Source organism: Arthrobacter sp. 2RAF6, from assembly GCF_052115205.1.
In the GTDB taxonomy this organism is placed as follows: domain Bacteria; phylum Actinomycetota; class Actinomycetes; order Actinomycetales; family Micrococcaceae; genus Arthrobacter.
Window position 1 is genome coordinate 1 of the sequence record NZ_JBFRGF010000050.1, and the last position, 18,683, is coordinate 18,683.

Below are 18,683 nucleotides of genomic sequence, written 5' to 3' on the forward strand. Positions count from 1 at the left end.
GCCGGACCCCAGGGACCGTCCGGGCCGGGCATCACCAGGTCCTGGGAGTGTTTCGCGCTTTCCACGCTGCGCACCGCGGTCCAGTCGCTGATCACCACGCCGTCGAAACCCCACTCGGTGTTCAGCGGGGACTCGAGCAGCTCGTTCTCCGTGGCCGTGGCGCCGTTGACCGAGTTGTACGCGCTCATCACCAGCCACGCCTTCGAGTCCACGATCGCCTTCTCGAACGCCAGCAGGTACAGCTCCCGCAAGGCCCGGTCCCCCACCTTCACATCCACCGTGAACCGGTCCGTCTCCGAATCATTGGCCACGTAATGCTTCGGGGTCGCACCGACGCCGTTGCGCTGGACCCCGGCCACGTACGCCGCCGCGAGCTCCGCGGTCAGGACCGGGTCCTCGCTGAACGCCTCGAAATGCCGCCCGCCCAGCGGGGAACGGTGCAGGTTGATCGTCGGGCCCAGCACCACATCGACCCCCTTGCGGCGCGCCTCCACCGCCGACGCCGCCCCCAAACGGTCCGCCATCGCAGGATCCCAGGACGAACTGATCGCCGTGGCCGGGGGAAATTCATCGACGGCTGCCGCTCATCCCACACCTCGCCCCGCACCCCCGTCGGCCCGTCCGAGAACAACATCCGCCGCAACCCGATCCGCTCCACCGGCCACGTCGTCCAAAAGTCCCGGCCCGTCAACAACCGCACCTTCTCCTCCAGGCTCAACCGGGCCAGGAGGGATTCAAGGCGCTGGTCAATTGCAATCTGATCTGCCGAACGGTGATCCGGAGTGAGCGTTTCCATCGTGGGTTCCTATCTTGAAAGTCTTCTTGGTGTTGGCCGTTTGGGCCTGAGGTTGAAAGTTGTTCCGGCTACTTGGCGTGTTCCGCCCGGACGGGCACCGGCGCAAGGATTTCCTGGCTGGGCTGGAAGCCGATCCGCCAAGCCCGGAACCACAGTTGCTCGGCGCCTTCGCTCAGGACTGGTCCTGAGTACAGATGCCAGCGCCGTCCGTCATGTTCGGGGCTGCCTGCAGCTCTTTCCATGAGGCTTCGGTCCTGAATGGGGCCAGGAGGATCCGTGGTCCACGCGATGGACGCCCCATCGGTGAGGCATTCAGCTTCCAGCCCGTGTGGCGTCTGGACGATGATCGGCTCCGCCGTGGTGCGTGGCAGGCCTGCGGGCCGCCAGCGCTCGATGAGTTCCGCTTCGTCGACCAGACCGAGGTCCCCGAAACGGCCCTGCCAGCGCGCCAGCGCGTCCCGGAACCGGTCAAGGTCGGCGCCATAGGCTGGATCGGCGACGAGGTTTTGGGTTTCGTGGGGATCCTTGAGGAGGTCGTAGAGCTCCTCGGCCGGCTTGGAAGCGGCCACCAGCGTGCGCTGAAGCTCGGTGAACAGACTGCGGGGCTCACCGCAAGCGAGCTGCCTGGCCTCCTCTGCTGCGATGCGGCGAAACTCGGCCCACGTCGGCAGCCGGTCCGGGTAGTCGGTGTGAAGCATGGGCGGTCGATCGGGATGAAAGTTTCGAATGTATCGGAATCGCTGGTCCCGGACGGTGCGGGAGGTGTCTTCGGCTTCATCCATCCGGTCCCGTCCGCCGTAAACGTACTCGTTCGGATCCTCTACGAAGGACCCGTCCGGCCCGACCAGTGGGACTCCATGCATGTGTTCGGGGACAGGCAGTCCGCAGGCGTGGAGCATCGTCGGGGCCAGATCCATCGTGTGGACCAGATCTTCCCTGACTGTCCCGGCCGGGATCACGTCCGGCCAGCGTATGATCAGTGGCTCCCGGAGACCGGCTTCCGTGGCCCAGCGTTTAGCCCGCGGCATGCCTTTACCGTGATCGGACCAGAACACCACGATGGTGTTCTGGGCCAGGCCGTCTTCTTCCAGCAGGTCCAGGATGGTTCCCACCCAATGGTCCATTTTGGTAATGAGGTCCGCGTATCGTGCCCACGCCCGCCGGAACACGGCCGTGTCCGGGTAGTACGGCGGCAACGGCGCCAACGCCGGATCATGCCTGTCAGCGGCCCCAACGTTCGCTACGGCCGCTTCAAACGCATCGTCGTCCACATAGATCCGAGATTCGTGGGTGGCCATTCCGTGGAATACCGCAAAGAATGGGGTGCCGGGGTTCGGACGGTTCCGCCAATGGGCAACTGGTGAGCAATCATCAAAAACGGTTGGTGGAATGTCGACTTGGAAGTCCGTGAACCAGTTGTTCGTGCAGTAGTAGCCGGCCTGCCGGAAGTATTCCGGCAGAAGTCTCACCTCTGGCGGGGGCACGGCCTTGGTGCGCATGTGCATCGTCCCGATCACCGTGGGGAAGCATCCGGTCATGATCGCGGACCGTGCAGGCGCGCACACCGGGGCGGAAGCGAACGCGTGGTCAAACCTGGCCCCTTCGGCGGCGAGCCGGTCAAGGTTGGGCGTCACCGCGTACTCCGCTCCGGGCCAGACTCCCGTGTAACAGCCCAGGTCGGGGTTGATGTCGTGAGTGGAGATCCACAGGATGTTCGGCTGGTTCATTTGTCCGAGCTGCCCAATAGTTCGCCGGGTACCTCGGCATCGAACGCTGCGACCAGGGGGTCGCCCGTCTCAGTCATCCATCTCGCCAATGCGTCGCGTTTTGCGGCAAGCACGGTAGCGAGGGAAGACTCGGCAGCGCGGTTGTGCAGGCAGTCGGGGTCTGATGCGAGATCGTAAAGTTCCTCGCGCGCCCGGGAGACGTAGAAGTCTGCGCGCTGCCGGGTATCCGCGTCGTCTTCGGCTGCGGCAAGCATTGCCTTCCAGGACAGGCCGAACATGTTTTCAGCCCGATACTGCGTCTGTCCGTCCGCCCAGGCGTTCCAGATGTATCCGTAACTTGCGTCCTGCACGCAACGCATCTCGTAGCGCTGCTTCGCCGCGGTTTCGTGGAATACCGTGAATACCTGTTCGCGCCGTTCCTGCTCCCGCTGCAGGAGCAGCGGGAGCAGTGAACTGCCATCGAGCCCCGCGGGCGTCGGGACGCCGGCAGCGTCGCACAACGTGGGAAACAGGTCGATCATGTTCACGAAGTCGTCCGCATTGCTGGTGCCGGGGGTGGTCACCCCTGGCCAGCGGATGATGAGAGGGGTCAAGGTGCTGCGCAAATAGCAGTTGGCCTTGGCGAAAGGGAACGCCATGCCGTTGTCGGAGAGGAAGACCACCAGCGTTTCCCCCGCGGCGCCGGAACGTTCCAAGGCGTCCAAAACCTGTCCGACGACGTCATCGCAGCGGCGGGCGGAGCTGAGGTACTGCGCGTACTCGGTACGGACCTCGGGCAGGTCCGGGAGAAACCCCGGGACCTGGACCCCGTCCGGTTCGAATACCTTGGAAGGCGCCGGGTAGAGCTCGCGTTCTTCCGAAGTCCACTTTTCCCGCTCGTTCTCGCTGCCATGGAAAGGCCTGTGCGGATCGTGCGCGTTGGCCATGAGGAACCAAGGCTGGCCTTCCCGTGTTGCCTCCGCGATGAATTCTTCGGCCCGGCTTCCGTAGGCCCCGGGGTTGCGGCCCAGGCCAAGCTCGCGCATGTTCACCGCGGTGTCCCAGGCAAAGCGTTCCACCGGTTGGAGGTGGTCTACTTTGCCGAGGATGCCCAAGCGATAGCCCGCCTGTTTGAGGAAGTCGTTGATGACCCCGATCCCATCGTTGATCGGCTCGAAGCCCTCGGCGCCGTTGCGGTGCGGCCATAGTCCGGTCATCAGGGCGGACCGGCTGGGCTGGCAGACCGCCGCGGGGACGTGCCCCCGGCGGAAGACCATCCCTTCCGTTGCGAGTCGATCGAGGTTCGGAGTCGCCTCGGCCGGGCCTCCGAAGGAGCCAGGGGTGTTGCCGTCCATGTCGTCGGCGGTGATCAGGAGGATGTTGGTCACGGGTGCTCCTTACGCGTTCTGCTCGGCGAGGAGCCTGTGCCGTTCTTCGCGGCGTTGGGCCTGGGCTTCGGGGTCGGCCACCGGCGCGGCGAAGAAGAGCCGCTGGGTGTAGGGGTGCCGGGGTGCGCTGGTGACCTGGTCGCCGTCGCCGAATTCGACAATGTCCCCCCGGTACATGACGGCCACCCTGTGGCTGATGTGCCGGACGACTTCGAGGTCGTGTGAGACAAAGAGGTAGGCGACGTGCGTCTGTTCCTGGATGTCCTTGAAGAGTTCCAGGACGCGTGCCTGCGTGGATAGGTCCAGGGCGGAGACGGGTTCGTCGCAGACGATGAGTTGTGGTTTCAGCGCAAGGGCGCGGGCGATCGCGATGCGTTGTCTTTGGCCTCCGGAGAACTCGCGCGGCAGCCGGTTCCCCGAGTCGGCCGGGAGCCTGACCATGTCGAACAGAGCCTGGATGCGTTGGGAGGATTCGGCCCGCGGGACCTTCCGGACGGTGAGCGGTTCGGCAAGGATCTGCTCGACCGTCCGGGAAGGGTTCAGTGAGGTGTAGGGGTCTTGGAAGACAACTTGGATGTCGGTGGCGAGTTCCCTGCGTTCGGAGCGTCCGGCGTGGGCGATGTCCTGTCCGCGGAATAGCACCTTTCCTTCCGTTACTGGCGCCAGGCCGAGGACGGCGCGGCCCAGGGTGGTCTTTCCTGAGCCGGACTCCCCTACCAAGCCGACGCATTCTCCGGCGCGCACGTCGAGTGAGACGTTGTTGAGGGCCCTGAAGGACTTGGCCCTCAAACCTTTTACCGGGTATTCGACCGTGACGTTCTGGATGTCCAACAATGGCTGGTTCACCGCAAGGCTCCCTTCCGGGACGGGCTGGCACTGGGGCCGGCGTCGATTGTGGCGAGTGGTCCGCGGGGCCGGGTCTCGCCAAGGATGGCTCCGAGGAGTTCGCGCGTGTAGGGGTGGCGCGGGTCGGTGAAAATGGACCGCGTGGGGCCGGTCTCCACGATCCTGCCCAGCCGCATCACCGAGACGCGGTCGCAAAGGTCCGCGACGACGCCGAAGTTGTGGGTGACCAGGATGACGGCCATGCGGAATTCCGACTGCAGGTCGCGCAGGAGGTCCAGCACCTCGGCCTGGACGGTGACATCGAGCGCCGTGGTGGGCTCGTCCGCGATGAGCAGATCCGGGTTGCAGGAGATCGCCCCGGCTATGAGGACGCGTTGAGCCATTCCACCGGAGACCTGGTGCGGGTACGCGGCAAATGTCCGCTCGGGGTTGGGGATTCCCACCCGGGCCAGGAGCGCCAATGCGCGTGCTGTTGCTTCCTTCTTGGAAATCCGGAGGCAGATTCGCATCGGCTCGACCAATTGGCTGCCGATCGTGAAGGAAGGGTCCAGGTTGGACATGGGTTCCTGGGGAATGTAGGCGATGCGGGAGCCCCGGATCTTCTCCATGTCTTTCTCGTTCAAGGCGGCCAGGTCGTCCCCGTGGAAGAAGATCGAGCCTCCCGTGATCCTGCCGCCTTCGGGCAGCAGCCGCAGGGCGGACCACGCTGTCTGGGTCTTGCCCGAACCGGATTCGCCCACGAGTCCGTGGACTTCGCCGCGGGCAACCGTGAGGGAGACGTCGTGGACGACGCGCTTCGTGCCGCCGTCGCCCGTCTCATACCCGACCGAAAGGTTTTCGATCCGGAGGACCGCCTCGCCGGCCGGACCGCCGTCGTCGTGCCGCATGACTTCTTCGCGGACGACGGCGGGTGGTTCCGCGAGCTGCTTGCGACGGCGCCGGCGCGGTGCGTTGGAGCGTTCGAGTTCGTCGCGAAGGCTGTTGGCTAGCAGGGTCAGCGAGATCAGGGTGAGGCCGATCGCGAGGGCCGGCCAGACGATAAGCAACGGTGCGGTGTAGAGGTTGGTAAACCCGTCGCTGAGCATTTGGCCCCAGGTGGGGACGTTGATGTCGCCAAGGCCAAGGAACTCAAGTCCGGACTGAACAGCCAGTGCCACGCCGCCGACGATCGCGGACTGGACCACGATGGGTGCGCGGACCACAGTCAGGATGTGGATGCCGATGATCCGCAGGTCGCTGAGGCCGGAGACCCGGGCGGCATCGACGTACAGCTCGTTCCGGACCGCCGAGACAGAAGCGTAGACGAGCCGGAAGAAGGCCGGGGACAGCATCACGCCGAAGATCAGCATTGAGGCCCAGAGGGAGGGGCCGACGACGGCGCGCGCGGCCAGGAGGACGATGATCGCCGGGAGTGCCATCAGCAGGGAGATGACCCAGGTCGAGGCTGTATCGATCCACTTGCCGTAGTATCCGGCCAACAGGCCGCCGGTCACACCGATCACCATGGAGGTGACCAGGGCGAGAAGCGCGCCGGCGAGGCTGAACTGCGCCCCGAAGAGGAGCCTTGAGAGGACGTCGCGGCCTGCGCCGTCCGTGCCGAGAAGGTGAGTGCCATCCGGGGATGACAGGACCGCGGAGATGTCGGCGGTGTTGGGGTTGTGTGGGGTCAGGAGCGGGGCAGCGATGGCGCTGACGACGACCACGGCAAGGAAGATCAGGGAGCCCAAGGCTAGCGGGTTGCGCAGAATGCGTCGGATGAGGGATGCCCGGGCAGCGGCCTCGGCCGGGGCGATGGCGAACTGGGGATCTGGGGTGTGGACGGGTGTACTCATGACAGACGCACTTTCGGGTTGAGCCAGCCCTGGGCCAGGTCTACAAGGAGGTTGAAGATGATGACGAGGGTGCCGGTGGCGACGAGCAGTCCCATGACGAGGGGAATGTCCCCCTGGGTCGTGGCCTGTACGGCCACCTGGCCGAGGCCCGGGATGGCAAAGACCTGCTCGACGATCACTGCGCCACCCAGGAGCCCCACAAAGTAGACCGCGAGGACAGCCAGGGCAGGTCCGGCGGCGTTGCGAAGGACGTGCTTGAGGACTACGCGACGGGCCGGGATTCCCCGGCTGCGCAGGGTCCGTACGTAGTCGTTGCGCAGGGCATCGATCACGGAGCCGCGAACCTGCTGGGTGACGCTGGCGATCCCGCCAAGGGCGAGGGCGATCACCGGAAGTGTGACGGTCTTCGCCCACCCCGTGGGGTCGGTCAGGAACGGCATGTAGCCGGTGGGGTCGAACCAACCCAGGGTGAGGGCAAAGACGAGCACGAGTCCCACCGCGAAGAGGAAGCCGGGGATCGCGTGGCCCACGATGGCCAGGAGCTGGGCGAAGCGGTCCACCCATCCGCGTTTGGTGGCGGCGAGCACGCCCAAGACCACCGAGATGACGGCGATGAGGATGATGGCTCCTGTTACCAGCGACAGCGTCACGGACAGGCGCGAGCTGATGGCCTCAAGGACTGGTTGACCGCTGAACCAGGAAGTGCCGAGATCACCCCGGACGGCATGGGAGATCCAGTCGCCGTACTGGACCAGAACGGGACGGTCCAGGCCCAGTTGCTGGGCCTTGAGGGCGACGGTTTGCTGGTCGGCGTTCTCGCCGAGGATCTTCCTGGCGATGTCGCCGCCGCCAAAGTAGAGGAGTGTGAATCCAAACGTTGTAATGGCGGCCAGCAGCGCGACGCCCGTCAGCAGCCTTCGCCCGATAAAGGTAAACATTGTCGTGATCTCTCGATTCGTGGGGATGGCTGGGCGGGAACCCGCGTCAACAGGTCCCCGCCCGGGGCTCAGGCCTTGGGCGTGATGTTCCAAAGGTTGGGCCAGACATTGCCCTGGTTCAGTTCAACGCTCGTGCCCGCGTTGGTGACGAAATAGTTTGTCGGCGAATACCATGGAGCGAACCATGCTTGGTCAACGATGTATTCGTTCAGCTTCTTCAGGGCCGCGGCACTGTCAGCGTCGCTCCCCGTGCGGATGGTGGCAAGGAGCGCGTCCACGTTGGGGTCCTGGTACTTAAAGGTGTTCCAGGTGGCGTTAGGCGCGATCATGGTGCTGATCAGCTGCCAGTCGTTCACATCCCGTTGCAGGGTGAAATAGGAGAGGCCGTACTTCTGCGCTTGGAGGTCGGCGATGGTGTTGGTGCCCGTGTCCACGAACGTGACCTTGATGCCGACATCGCCCAGTTGCTGCTGCAGTAGAGGCCAGAGGGCCTTCGCGAAGCCCGGCGACGTCGGTAGCGTCAGCTCAAGGCCACCGGCGTAGCCTGCGTCGGCGAGGAGTTTACGGGCTTTGTCCGGGTCAAACTTGTACGTCGAATTCAGGGTGGCCTCATAGGCCGGAGATTCGGGACGGAAGACCTGGCCTGTGGCCTCACCGCGTCCCAGGCCGACGACCTTCAGCATGGCGTTCGCATCGACGGCGTAGTTGATGGCCTGCCGGACCTTCACATTGCCCAGCGCAGGGTTGGACTTGCCTGCACGGTCGAAGAGAAGGAGCCCGGCGAAGTTCAGGTTCTGACCGCTTGTTTTAAAGCCGGCAGCTTCAACCTGCGGGAGGATGCTGTTGTCCGCGACCGCGGCGGCGTCCAGTTGCTTGCCCCGCAGGGCATTGAGCTCGGACGTGGCGTCGGTGTACACGTTGATGGTGAGGGTGTCGTACTTTACCGAGTTCGCATCCCAGTACTTGGGGTTCTTCTCAAACTTGTAGGACGTGCCGACCACCGTCTGGCTGGTGTTCAGGGTGTAGGGGCCGGAGCCGACCGGATTTGTCTGCGCATCCGCCTTTCCGAAGGCGGCCGGGCTTTCCTGCAGGCCTGCCGCCTGGGCGAGATTGATGAGGAACGCCGGGTTCGCCCGCTTGAGCGTGATCACCAGGGTGGTCTTGTCTTTGGCCTTGGCATCAGCCAGGTCTGCGACCTTTGACTTCTGCGGTGAAGTGCCGTCGCGGAAACGCAGGAGGTTCTGCGCCGCGACCTCTGCGGTGAATGGCGTCCCGTCCGAGAAGACGACGCCGTCCCGGAGAGCCAGGGTCAATACCGTCTTGTCCGTGTTGTATTCCCACTTGGTGGCCAGGGACGCTTGGACATCCTTGCCGTTGGGCGCCGGCTTCAGCAGCCCGTCATAGACCGCTTGGGCGTACACGGACTGGTTACCCCAGTTCATGTTCCTGGCCTCAAACGTGGCCGGGGCAAGGACGTTGCCCAGGGTAATGCTCTTGGAAGCCTGGGAAGCGCTGCTGCCGCTTCCGCTGGCACAGCCGGTTAGCGCGAGGCCGGCAGTAAGTGTCACTACCAAACCTGCCTTGGTGAAACGCATCTTTACGTCCTTTCAGCTGGGGAGGCACCCGGAGCTTCGACGCTCGGTGCCTTCTGCTCCGCGATGAACAGTTAGCTACAGAATGGCAGATTGTGATCCAACACACAAGGCCTCTCATATAAAACTATGCACATAGCTTAGTCCCACAAATTATGGATTGACTCTGTTATTAACTGTTCCACTAGTGCTATAACAGTTACAGAACGCCACCGAGTATGGACTCAAGGCGGCAGGAGTTGCCCCGCCAGATCCGGACCTCCCGTACAAGACCGACAGCACAAGACAGGACAAGATCGATGAAGATCATTTACGTGGACGTAGACTCGCTCCGTCCCGACCACACCGGGCCTTACGGCTACGACCGGAAGATCACGCCGAACCTTGATGAAATGGCCCGGAACAGCGTGATGTTCGACCGGTATTACTGCTCCGATTCGCCGTGCCTGCCCTCCCGCACAGCGCTGACGAGCGGGCAGCACGGCATCAGCAACGGTGTGATCGGCCATTTCGGTGACGACTCCCGGTTCCGCCTGGACGCCGGGCATGCTCCCCACCCGGGCCGCCCTTTGCTGGGGCAAGCACTCAACGCAGCCGGATACACGTGCGCGGCGGTCTCATCGTTTGCCGAGCGTCACCGGGCCTACTACTTCATGGGGAACTTCCGTGAAAACGTGCAGGTCACTCCGGACATGGGCGATGAACCGGCGGACATGATCACCGACGCCGCCGTCGACTGGATCCAGCGGCACCGCGACGTGGACAACTGGTACCTGCACGTGACCTACTGGGATCCGCACACGGACTACTTGCAGGATGAATCCTGGACGGCCAAGGCGGCCGCTTCCGGTCCTGCCCCTGCGTGGCCGGACCAGGAAGCCATCGATTCCCACGCCGAAGTGTACGGTGCGCGTAGCGCCCTTGATCTTCACTACTCAGGCGCTCCGCGGAAGTCGCGAGTTCCCCACAACATGCCGGATGCCATCCGCACACGGGCCGACTTCGAGCACCTCATCAACGGCTATGACGGCGCCATCCACTTCTGGGATTCAGAATTCGGCAGGCTGCGCCGCCGGATCGAAGAAATGGGCCTGGCCGATGACGTGGCCATCATCGTTTCCTCGGACCACGGCGAATCCTTTGGCGAGCTCGGGCTGTACGCCGAACACGGCCTCGCCTCCGAGCCGGTCCACCGACTACCCATGATCATTCATTGGCCAGGGATCACCGACCAGCCCGGAGTGGCCGCAAGCCGGAACGACGCCCTGCTCTACAACATCGATTTCGCCCCGACCATCCTCGACCTGCTGGGTCTGGACCGGCCCGAAAAGTGGCAAGGCCACTCCTACGCCGCAGCCGTCCGGGGCGGAACACTCGAATCCCGCCCCTACCTTGTGTGGGGCCACGGAGCCCATACCTACCAGCGGGCCGTGCGCACCCGCGACCACCTGTACATCCGCACCTACCACCCCGGTTGCTTCCGTGCCGAGTGGGAATCGCTGTTCAATGTCACCGAGGACCCCTACCTGACCCGCAACCTCATCGACATCGAACCGGACCTCGCCATGCAAATGCGGTCCCACCTGTTCGAGTGGCTGGGTTTCTATGCAGGCACTCCGGGGGCCCTCCCGGACCCCATGCAAGGCGCACTTCAGGCAGGGCCCACCCTGTACAACCAGCCTGACGACTACATGGAGCACCTCAGGAACACCGGGCGGGCCCACCTCGCCGAGGACCTCATGGAACGGCTGCACCCCAAGAATGGCGCCACCCACGTCTCCTGGCACGCGCAAGTTCCCGTATCGGCCGGCGACCGGGCCGCCATGCGCAAGCGGTACGAAGCCATGATGAGCACGGAATGACCGCCACACCGGATATCCTCCTCAAAGGCGCTTCTACCCAGCGCCCTGAGGAGGCGAAAGTGTCGTTGGGTCGGTTGGAAGTCATTCTGCTGGGCTTGCTCTCCACCGGGGACCGCACGGGCTACGACGCATGGAAGTGGCTTGAGGGCCACGGTCCTTTCGTGGGATACACCGCCAAGACCTCGCAGATCTACCGGCAGCTGGGCAAGCTCGTGGAATGGGGGTGGGCCACGCAGTTCCTGGATCCGCGCAGCTCCGGTCCCGATGCAAAGCTTTACAGGATCACCGATGCCGGACGCTCCACGCTGCAGGAATGGATCGACTCCCCCTACATACCGTCACCCCGGCCCCTTGACCCGGACTTCCAGGTGCGGCTCCGCTTCGCCGGGAGCTCCGGCCCCGAAAAGGCGCTCGAATTGGTGCGGATCGAACTGGCCTACCGAAGGGAACGCGAGGCCAGCATTGACAGGAACTTCGACGAAGTACTCGTCAGCTCCGATGCCACCGCAGAGGAGCGACAATGGTCCAAGGAGTGGTTCCTGATGCAGAACGAACGCGGACACTACATGGTGTCCAACCTCATCGCCTGGCTCGAGGCAACGGAACGCCGACTCCAGACACTCATCGGAGAGCCGTCCGAAGGACAAACATGATCGCGGACAACGGAACACATGGCGCCACGGCCGGGAGCTGTTGTGCCGCGCCGCGGCAGGACAACGCAACGGGACGGGCCAATCGAACAGAACGGGCCGACGTCGGACGCTTCCTTCCGGTCGCCGCCGTCAACGGCGGCGCCTCCGCCGGAGCTTCGCCGGCCCTGCACGAGGACGTGCTGATTCCCGGCGGCGCGTTCGCGATGGGCGATGCTTTCGGCGAGGGATACCCGGCCGACGGCGAGACCCCGGTGCACGACGTGCGCCTGGAGGCGTTCCAGATCGACGCGACGGCCGTCACCAACCGGATGTTCGCCGCTTTCGTCCAGGACACCGGCTACCGCACCGAGGCCGAGCAGTACGGAACCTCGGCAGTATTCCACCTCCTCGTGCAGGCACCCAAGAACGAGATCCTCGGGGCCGCGGCCGGCGCCCCGTGGTGGCTGAACGTCCGCGGCGCCGACTGGGCCCACCCCGCCGGACCGGATTCACACTGGAGCACGACGCAGGAACACCCGGTGGTGCACGTCTCCCACCACGACGCCCTGGCCTACTGTGCCTGGGCCCGGCGCCGCCTGCCCACCGAAGCCGAATGGGAGTACGCCGCCCGCGGCGGACTCGCCGCCAAACGCTACGCCTGGGGCGATGAACTCACCCCCGAGGGCGAATACCGCTGCAATATCTGGCAAGGCACGTTTCCGAAAACGAACACGATTGAGGATGGCTATTTAGGGACGGCGCCGGTCAAGTCATTTCCGCCCAACGGCTACGGACTCTACGAAGTGGCCGGAAACGTTTGGGAATGGTGCTCCGATTGGTTCCTGCCCAAGTACTACCGCAACTCGCCCGCCCACAACCCCCAAGGTCCTACCATCGGCGCTGGGCGGGTAATGCGCGGCGGGTCATACCTCTGTCACGATTCATACTGCAACAGATATCGGGTAGCAGCCCGTACTTCTAATACCCCCGACTCCTCCAGCGGTAACTGCGGATTCCGCACCGTGGCGCTCACGTAAGAACGAATCAAACGAAAATATCGTCCGCTCCAATTCCGGCCCTCTCCTCATCGATCAGCAAGGGTCTTCCGGTGGGCGTCAACGAACCGCCTGATCTCTGTCGCGAGCTCGCCGTACTCGGGAGCACGGCCTAGGAACATGCCGTGCGTGGCGGCCTCGAACACGTGCAATTCCACAGGGACACCCGCGGTGTGGAGGGCCCGGTGGAGCCGCACGATATCAGACAGGATACGGTCACGCGTCCCAGTTGAGAGGAACGTGGGAAGGAATCCCAACGAGAAGTCTGCCAAGAGTGTAGACAAATAGGGGTGCCGCAAATCATGCCCCCGGCATACAGATGAGCGGGCGCCGTCACGTCACCGACGAGTACGCTGTCCAGCCAGCGATTTTGTATTCAAGGAAATTGCGTCGCTCACACGGGACGAAGCGGCTGCACTCTGCGAGGCCGCGGTTCTGCCGTTCACCCCCATCAACCGCCCCGACCAACTCTTCGATGATCCCCAGCTTGCAATGCCCGGGGCCATGACACCGCTGACGCCGTCGAATGGCCAGCAACTGCCGCTGCCCGCCGTCCCGGACGAACCCGGCTGACCGTAATCCCGGAGGAAGCCCTCAAGACAACAGCCGACCAAATATTTGTGCGGCTGGCCGTCTTGTCGCCCGCAGCGCGACCGCGTCGCGGCTGAGTCGCCCGCCCGGTGCTGGTTGGGAACACGGCAGCCCGTTCTTTGTGAGCCGCTAGCTGCGTTTTCCGGCTCCGTAGAGCAAGGTGTCGACGACCAGTGTGGCGAGTGTATCCGTTAGCTTTGCGTCCGGATCGTCATCCGCCGGGAATCTTTGCAGTGCCTCACTCATAAGGGCGTAGTACACCTGCCGCGTCCATTCCAGATCTGCATCCTGATGGAGCAGTCCGTCCCGCTGGGCCCTGGCGAGGAGATCCAGACAGCGGGCATTGATCCGATCCCAGATTTCGGCGGCCGCACTGGCGTCCGCCAGGGGGCTGCCAAGAGTGAATCTCCACGCGCTTTTCGTCCTTAAGACATTCGATGTTACACGATGCAGCGCAACAAGCGGAGGGGCAGAATCGGGGTTGCCCGCTTCGATGGCATCGGCAAGCTGTTGTTTGGCGGAGATCGCGAGAGCATCCATAAGAGATTTCCGGTTGGCGAACCTGCGGTGGACCGTGGTCCTGGTCAGCCCTGCCCTTTCACCGATCTGCTCCATGGAGGCGCCAGGGTCATCGGCCAATACCTGCTCGGCTGCTTCCAAAATGGCGCGCACACTGCGCTCAGCGTCAGCCCGTAATCCTCGACCCATCAATATCTCCATTCTTAGGATTACTCCATCCTAAGGGATACTCCGCAGAAACAGATTTAGATCTAAAAGAAACATAAATGTTGCAGATACTGCCATAACCGGTACACTCTTGGTACAGGTAAGCGAAATTCACTCCCGCCGCTATCGCCTCTCCTCCAGAGCCACGGCGGCACAGGACATCGGGCAAAAGAGCCCTTCGAACGGACTGGAGTCAAGACATGGCAACAACACGGAAAATCGCATTGGTAACAGGTGCCTCATCCGGGATCGGGAAGGCGGCCGCTGCAGGGCTGGTTGAGGCGGGCTTCGAGGTCGTCGGAACCAGCCGCAAGTCGGCGGGAGTGAAGCCCGCGGCAGGAATCACGTTCATCGACCTCGACGTAACAAGCGACGAGTCCGTAGCGGGTGCAGTGAAACACGTCATTGACCGATTCGGGAAGATCGACGTCCTGGTCAACAACGCCGGCATCGGCTCGATCGGCGCCGCCGAGGAAAGCTCCATCGCGCAGTCGCAAGCGGTCTTCGACATCAACGTTTTCGGCGTCATGCGCATGGTGAAGGAGGTACTGCCGCACATGCGTGCCCGAGGACGCGGACGCATCATCAACCTCTCATCGGTCCAGGGATTCATCCCCGCGCCCTTCATGGCCGTCTACGGCGCCTCCAAACACGCGATCGAGGGCTACTCCCAGTCCCTGGACTACGAGGTCCGGCAGTACGGCATCCGGGCCCTGCTCGTCGAACCCGCCTACACAAGGACCGGATTCGAGGCCAACAGCACGCAGCCCGACATGCCTTTGGCGGTGTACGCGCAGCAGGGGCAAACCTTCGGCCGCGTGATGGCGGCGGCGATCAAGGACGGCGACGACCCCGCCGTCGTCGCCAAGGTGATCGTCGAGGCCGCGACGGACCCGAAACCGAACCTGCGCTACACGGCCGGTACCTTGGCTGGACGCGCCAGCATACTACGCCGCTTCGTTCCCGCCTGGGCCTTCGACAGTCAGATCCGCAAGCTCAACCAGTTGAACGGCTGACACCCGACCACCCCACAAACCCCACCGCACCGTTCACACCGGGAGAGACCAGTGCCAGACACCTCACCATCCGCCGCCACGACCATCGCCCGCTGGCGCGCCGCCGGGGAACGCGGTGACGCCGACGCCGCGGTCGCCTGCCTGAGCCCGGACATCGTCCTCAGCTCGCCGCTCACCGGGCAGTTCCGCCTGGAGGGATCTGACCAGCTACGCGACTTCCTGGCCTCGGCATTCACTGCGGTCGAGGACATCCACTTCCACACCGAGACCGGCCAGGGCGACACGTACGCGCTGGTCTACCGGGCACGAGTGGGGACTCAGCCGTTCGAGGAGGCGCAACTGCTGCGGCTCGACGACAAGGCACACATCAGAGAGATCACGCTTTTCGGGCGCCCGATGCCGGCGCTCACCGCCCTGATGACCACCCTCGGGCCGGAGCTCGCCCGCAGGCAGGGACGCCGGGGCCTCGCGGCGCTCATGCGCGCAAGCACCGCACCGGTGCACGCGATGGTCACATTCGGGGATCGCCGCGTAGTCCCACTGACCCGACCGAGTGCAATACGAACCTGAGGGACCAAAAGTTTTCACCGATCCTGGACGTCGAACAGCTCCCCCTGGACCTCTCCCTGGCTACCGGAGGGATACGGGAAAGAACGCCGGCGAGATTCTTGCCGACAACCTCAGCGTCAGCATAACGGCAAATCTCGCAGCTCCCATCGAGGTCATGTACCCCCAACTGATCAACCTTTAGGATCATCACGCGGACCAATTCAACGGAAATGGAGCGGGGGCGGAGCGGGCGTTTCAGCCCTTGAAGTCGGTCCGCCGAGATGCCGACTGCACCCACTAAACATCGAACCACGTGCCGGCCCGGGATATAGAACTGCCTCATAACCGTAGAGGCCTCGCAGCCCACATCATAGAAAGAAAGGCAGCCGCTGTGACTGTAGATACGAATAGTCCAACCGGTACTCCCACGAGTCCGCCCATAGCCACCGCATCGGACGTTTCGAGGGAGACGACTACCGTCGTCGGGCTTCGAACCCTGATCGTGGGTGCTGGCGCCGTTGGAGGATTTCTCGGGTACCACCTGGCAAGAGCTGGTCGAGATGTAACTTTCCTCGTGCGTCCTGAACGTGCGCAGCTGTTGAAGGAACGTGGACTTGTTCTTCGCTCGGCTGGAGGCGAAAGTCAAATTAGCCCGCAGACGGTGTCGGCCCCGCAGATTGGTGGCTCCTATGACATCGTACTGCTGGCGGTAAAGGCGTATGCGCTCGAGAAGGCGATCGAAGATCTCGGACCCGCAGTGGGGCCAGAGACCGCGATCCTGCCCGTGCTGAATGGGATCCGGCATATGGATACACTTCAGGCACACTTCGGACGCGAGCACGTCCTTGGCGGCGTCTGCGTTGTTGTGAGCCAGCTGGAAAAGGATGGAGCGATTCGTCAACTCCTGCCTGGTGCCAGCCTTTCCTATGGGTCGCTCGACGGTATTCACGATAAGCGTCTGGACCGCGTCGACGCGACGCTCCGCGGTGCAGGGTTCGATACCGAGCTTTCCGGCTCAATAGAACTCGATATGTGGGAAAAATGGGTATTCCTGGCCGCCGGCGGTGCGCTCACCACGTTACTCAGAGGAACGGCTGGCGAGATCACGCGGGTGAGTGGGGGGCTTTCGACAGCGCAAGCCGTCATCCGGGAGTGCGTACACATCGCCGCAGCCGCTGGCTTTGCGCCCCGCCGCGCTGCCCTTGACCGTGTCGAAAGCACGCTGCTGCAGCCGGGATCCGGATTCGCGACGTCGATGTATCGCGATCTCATGCAGGGTCAGGACGTCGAAGCCGATCAGATCCTGGGAGATCTCCTTGAACGGGCAGAACTCCTTGGTGTGGATGCACCCCTGATTACCGCCGCGTTCGCGGGGCTGTCCATGTACATGGCCGCCAAGAGTACCGAGACCGGGCGTGAAGGCACTCATTGAGGGGCTACTGACGTGAAAACGAGGTGAGCATGGCGTGTTCGACGGCGACGAGTGCCTTGACGGGTCCGCGCCGGGTCGCGATGCGCCAGTCTTTCTCTGAGAAATAGGCGCCGTTTGACCGGGCCGCTGACATGGCCGCGATGCCCAGGGCTCCCTTGAGGTAACGGTTGCCCGGCCGGGTCCTGGCGGATTTGACCCGGCCGGCGGACTCGTTGGCTCTCCCGGGGACCTGCCGGCCCAGGATGCCGGGTCGGACCTACCGCCTCGCCGATGCATGCACATCATGTGTCACTGTTAACCTCGATTGGCGGTTAAGTTGCAGCCTGGAGTGGCGGTTTTGCCGTCCCGATGAGGACCCTGGCGGTTCTCTCCCGCTGCTGAAAGTCTTGAGAGCCGCCTAATCCTTTGAGGTGGCCTGGCTCTTGGCAGGATCATCTGCAGCGGCACAGCGTCCGTGATCAACGAGAACACCAACCCCACAAGCAAGGACCAATGCAAGGACGGCGGCTGGATGAACTATCCACAGTTCAAGAACCAAGGGCAATGCGTTGCCCACGTGGACCACAACGGCGGTTAATCAGCCCGGACGTAGGCGGATGACCGGTCGGAGAGAACTTCGCCACCAAAGGGTTCCTGCCACGAGCATCCGCTCGCAGATTGAGGAAGCAACAAAAACCGGGGGCAGTCCCAATGTGGCTCTACCTGCCGGATCACCTCCGGCCGGCAACCCACGACCCGCTTTGAATAGGCCGCGCGTACCGACCCCACCCTCATATCGTCTAGTGGCGTTCGAAGAATCGACCGGAAGGGATGGGATTTTTGCCAAGTATGGAAGGGCTGGTGCTTCCGTATTTGTGCCGGCGGGGCCGTGTTACCTTAAACGCTTTTCAAAGCAAAGGGAGAAGGGGATGGCAGTTGCATAGGGTTCATACACCGGAATGTGCGTGTAACCCAGCTTCGAGTACAGGGCGACGGCTTCGGGCTGCGGACGCCCGGACGTTTCCCGGGCCTCCGCATCCGAACCGCGAGCAGTCGATGGCTGGACTCACCAAATCCGGGCGCGTCAGCCCCTGCCACGGGCAAATGCTTCACATGAACCTAGTTCAGACTGCGGAGCGGAAGTACTCGCGTCAACATCAAGTGCCGACCGATAGGAGCAGCAGTGACAGAGCGTAAACGACTCATCACCTGGGATGACCCCGCCGTTGGCGCCGCAGCCATGCCGGGCATGAGCGGCCTGGACTACCTGCACTCAATGATGGGCAACAAGCTGCCCCCTCCACCCATGAACGAACTGCTGAATATGACGCTGGTCGAGGCGGCGCCGGGAACGGCCACCTTTACCTGCCACCCGGACGAATCCCATTACAACCCGATCGGCGCAGTTCACGGCGGGCTGGTGTGCACCCTGCTCGATTCGGCCCTGGGCTGCGCCGTACAGACCACCCTTCCTAAGGGCGTAGGTTACACCTCCATCGAAATCAAGGTGAACTATCTTCGCTCAATACGGGCCGGCAGCGGCCCGTTGACCTGCGTAGGCCTTGTATCGAAGGCCGGCAGTCGCGTCGCCTTCGCAGACGGCACCGTCACCGACGCCAGCGGCAAACTGGTCGCTACCGCCACCGGGTCCCTGCTCGTCTTTCCCCTCAGCTGACGGCAGATGGACACCTCGGTCGTTCAGCACGCAAGAAAAGAGTGAGGACTGTTACCGTCCACATTGAG

At 63.5% G+C, this 18,683-nt stretch carries 14 protein-coding genes and 3 pseudogenes; 7 read left to right on the top strand and 10 right to left on the bottom strand.

The window, feature by feature from the left end; genetic code table 11:
* From AB4Z38_RS22985 to AB4Z38_RS23015, 7 genes and pseudogenes are all read right to left on the bottom strand, one after another.
* Positions 1-796 (bottom strand): annotated as a pseudogene (locus AB4Z38_RS22985) (glycoside hydrolase family 3 protein); the annotation flags it as partial.
* 68 nt (positions 797-864) lie between these two features.
* Positions 865-2,523, bottom strand: coding sequence for a sulfatase family protein (locus AB4Z38_RS22990; RefSeq protein WP_441431845.1), 1,659 nt, complete (start codon positions 2,521-2,523; stop codon positions 865-867).
* A complete protein-coding gene (locus tag AB4Z38_RS22995) occupies positions 2,520-3,890 on the bottom strand; it encodes a sulfatase family protein (protein ID WP_441431846.1) in 1,371 nt (456 codons plus the stop codon). Before AB4Z38_RS22995 ends, AB4Z38_RS22990 begins: the two co-directional genes overlap by 4 nt.
* 9 nt (positions 3,891-3,899) lie before the next feature.
* Positions 3,900-4,736, bottom strand: a complete 837-nt coding sequence (locus tag AB4Z38_RS23000) for an ATP-binding cassette domain-containing protein (protein WP_441431847.1) — start codon at positions 4,734-4,736, stop codon at positions 3,900-3,902.
* Positions 4,733-6,568, bottom strand: coding sequence for a dipeptide/oligopeptide/nickel ABC transporter permease/ATP-binding protein (locus tag AB4Z38_RS23005; protein WP_441431848.1), 1,836 nt, complete (start codon positions 6,566-6,568; stop codon positions 4,733-4,735). The genes AB4Z38_RS23000 and AB4Z38_RS23005 overlap by 4 nt, the downstream gene beginning before the upstream one ends.
* Positions 6,565-7,506, bottom strand: a complete 942-nt coding sequence (locus AB4Z38_RS23010) for an ABC transporter permease (protein ID WP_441431849.1) — start codon at positions 7,504-7,506, stop codon at positions 6,565-6,567. The genes AB4Z38_RS23005 and AB4Z38_RS23010 overlap by 4 nt, the downstream gene beginning before the upstream one ends.
* A 68-nt stretch (positions 7,507-7,574) precedes the next feature.
* Positions 7,575-9,101: an ABC transporter substrate-binding protein gene (locus AB4Z38_RS23015; RefSeq protein ID WP_441431850.1), complete on the bottom strand. Its 1,527-nt coding sequence runs from the start codon at positions 9,099-9,101 to the stop codon at positions 7,575-7,577.
* Between the two features lie 296 nt (positions 9,102-9,397).
* Between AB4Z38_RS23015 and AB4Z38_RS23020 the strand changes: the two genes are divergently transcribed.
* Genes AB4Z38_RS23020 through AB4Z38_RS23030 form a run of 3 tightly spaced genes read left to right on the top strand, consistent with a single transcriptional unit; the run spans position 9,398 to position 12,629 of the window.
* Positions 9,398-10,960: a sulfatase family protein gene (locus tag AB4Z38_RS23020; RefSeq protein ID WP_441431851.1), complete on the top strand. Its 1,563-nt coding sequence runs from the start codon at positions 9,398-9,400 to the stop codon at positions 10,958-10,960.
* Positions 10,957-11,613 (top strand): PadR family transcriptional regulator, encoded by a 657-nt coding sequence (locus tag AB4Z38_RS23025; RefSeq protein WP_441431852.1) that lies wholly within the window; start codon positions 10,957-10,959, stop codon positions 11,611-11,613. Before AB4Z38_RS23020 ends, AB4Z38_RS23025 begins: the two co-directional genes overlap by 4 nt.
* Positions 11,610-12,629, top strand: coding sequence for a formylglycine-generating enzyme family protein (locus tag AB4Z38_RS23030; RefSeq protein ID WP_441431853.1), 1,020 nt, complete (start codon positions 11,610-11,612; stop codon positions 12,627-12,629). The genes AB4Z38_RS23025 and AB4Z38_RS23030 overlap by 4 nt, the downstream gene beginning before the upstream one ends.
* Before the next feature lie 47 nt (positions 12,630-12,676).
* Here AB4Z38_RS23030 and AB4Z38_RS23035 read toward each other — a convergent pair.
* Both AB4Z38_RS23035 and AB4Z38_RS23040 read right to left on the bottom strand, forming a co-directional pair.
* Positions 12,677-12,955, bottom strand: a pseudogene (locus AB4Z38_RS23035) (alpha/beta hydrolase); the annotation flags it as partial.
* A gap of 412 nt (positions 12,956-13,367) precedes the next feature.
* Positions 13,368-13,946: a TetR/AcrR family transcriptional regulator gene (locus AB4Z38_RS23040; RefSeq protein ID WP_441431854.1), complete on the bottom strand. Its 579-nt coding sequence runs from the start codon at positions 13,944-13,946 to the stop codon at positions 13,368-13,370.
* A gap of 218 nt (positions 13,947-14,164) precedes the next feature.
* Between AB4Z38_RS23040 and AB4Z38_RS23045 the strand changes: the two genes are divergently transcribed.
* The 3 genes from AB4Z38_RS23045 (at position 14,165) to AB4Z38_RS23055 (ending at position 16,961) form a co-directional block, all read left to right on the top strand.
* Positions 14,165-14,980 (top strand): oxidoreductase, encoded by an 816-nt coding sequence (locus AB4Z38_RS23045; RefSeq protein WP_441431855.1) that lies wholly within the window; start codon positions 14,165-14,167, stop codon positions 14,978-14,980.
* A gap of 51 nt (positions 14,981-15,031) precedes the next feature.
* Positions 15,032-15,550, top strand: a complete 519-nt coding sequence (locus AB4Z38_RS23050; protein WP_441431856.1) for a nuclear transport factor 2 family protein — start codon at positions 15,032-15,034, stop codon at positions 15,548-15,550.
* A gap of 481 nt (positions 15,551-16,031) precedes the next feature.
* Positions 16,032-16,961, top strand: a complete 930-nt coding sequence (locus AB4Z38_RS23055; RefSeq protein WP_441431857.1) for a ketopantoate reductase family protein — start codon at positions 16,032-16,034, stop codon at positions 16,959-16,961.
* A gap of 19 nt (positions 16,962-16,980) precedes the next feature.
* Here AB4Z38_RS23055 and AB4Z38_RS23060 read toward each other — a convergent pair.
* Positions 16,981-17,207, bottom strand: a pseudogene (locus AB4Z38_RS23060) (transposase); the annotation flags it as partial.
* Positions 17,208-18,123: 916 nt separating this feature from the next.
* Between AB4Z38_RS23060 and AB4Z38_RS23065 the strand changes: the two are divergent.
* Positions 18,124-18,615, top strand: a complete 492-nt coding sequence (locus AB4Z38_RS23065) for a PaaI family thioesterase (protein WP_441431858.1) — start codon at positions 18,124-18,126, stop codon at positions 18,613-18,615.
* Positions 18,616-18,683: the final 68 nt, after the last annotated feature.

What these genes read in the sequence shown, in the direction of transcription:
- AB4Z38_RS22990 (WP_441431845.1), bottom strand. Translation starts at nt 2,523, where the DNA reads ATGAACCAGCCGAACATCCTGTGGATCTCCACTCACGACATCAACCCC.
- AB4Z38_RS23005 (WP_441431848.1), bottom strand. Translation starts at nt 6,568, where the DNA reads ATGAGTACACCCGTCCACACCCCAGATCCCCAGTTCGCCATCGCCCCG.
- AB4Z38_RS23010 (WP_441431849.1), bottom strand. Translation starts at nt 7,506, where the DNA reads ATGTTTACCTTTATCGGGCGAAGGCTGCTGACGGGCGTCGCGCTGCTG.
- AB4Z38_RS23015 (WP_441431850.1), bottom strand. Translation starts at nt 9,101, where the DNA reads ATGCGTTTCACCAAGGCAGGTTTGGTAGTGACACTTACTGCCGGCCTC.
- AB4Z38_RS23020 (WP_441431851.1), top strand. Translation starts at nt 9,398, where the DNA reads ATGAAGATCATTTACGTGGACGTAGACTCGCTCCGTCCCGACCACACC.
- AB4Z38_RS23025 (WP_441431852.1), top strand. Translation starts at nt 10,957, where the DNA reads ATGACCGCCACACCGGATATCCTCCTCAAAGGCGCTTCTACCCAGCGC.
- AB4Z38_RS23030 (WP_441431853.1), top strand. Translation starts at nt 11,610, where the DNA reads ATGATCGCGGACAACGGAACACATGGCGCCACGGCCGGGAGCTGTTGT.
- AB4Z38_RS23040 (WP_441431854.1), bottom strand. Translation starts at nt 13,946, where the DNA reads ATGGGTCGAGGATTACGGGCTGACGCTGAGCGCAGTGTGCGCGCCATT.
- AB4Z38_RS23045 (WP_441431855.1), top strand. Translation starts at nt 14,165, where the DNA reads ATGGCAACAACACGGAAAATCGCATTGGTAACAGGTGCCTCATCCGGG.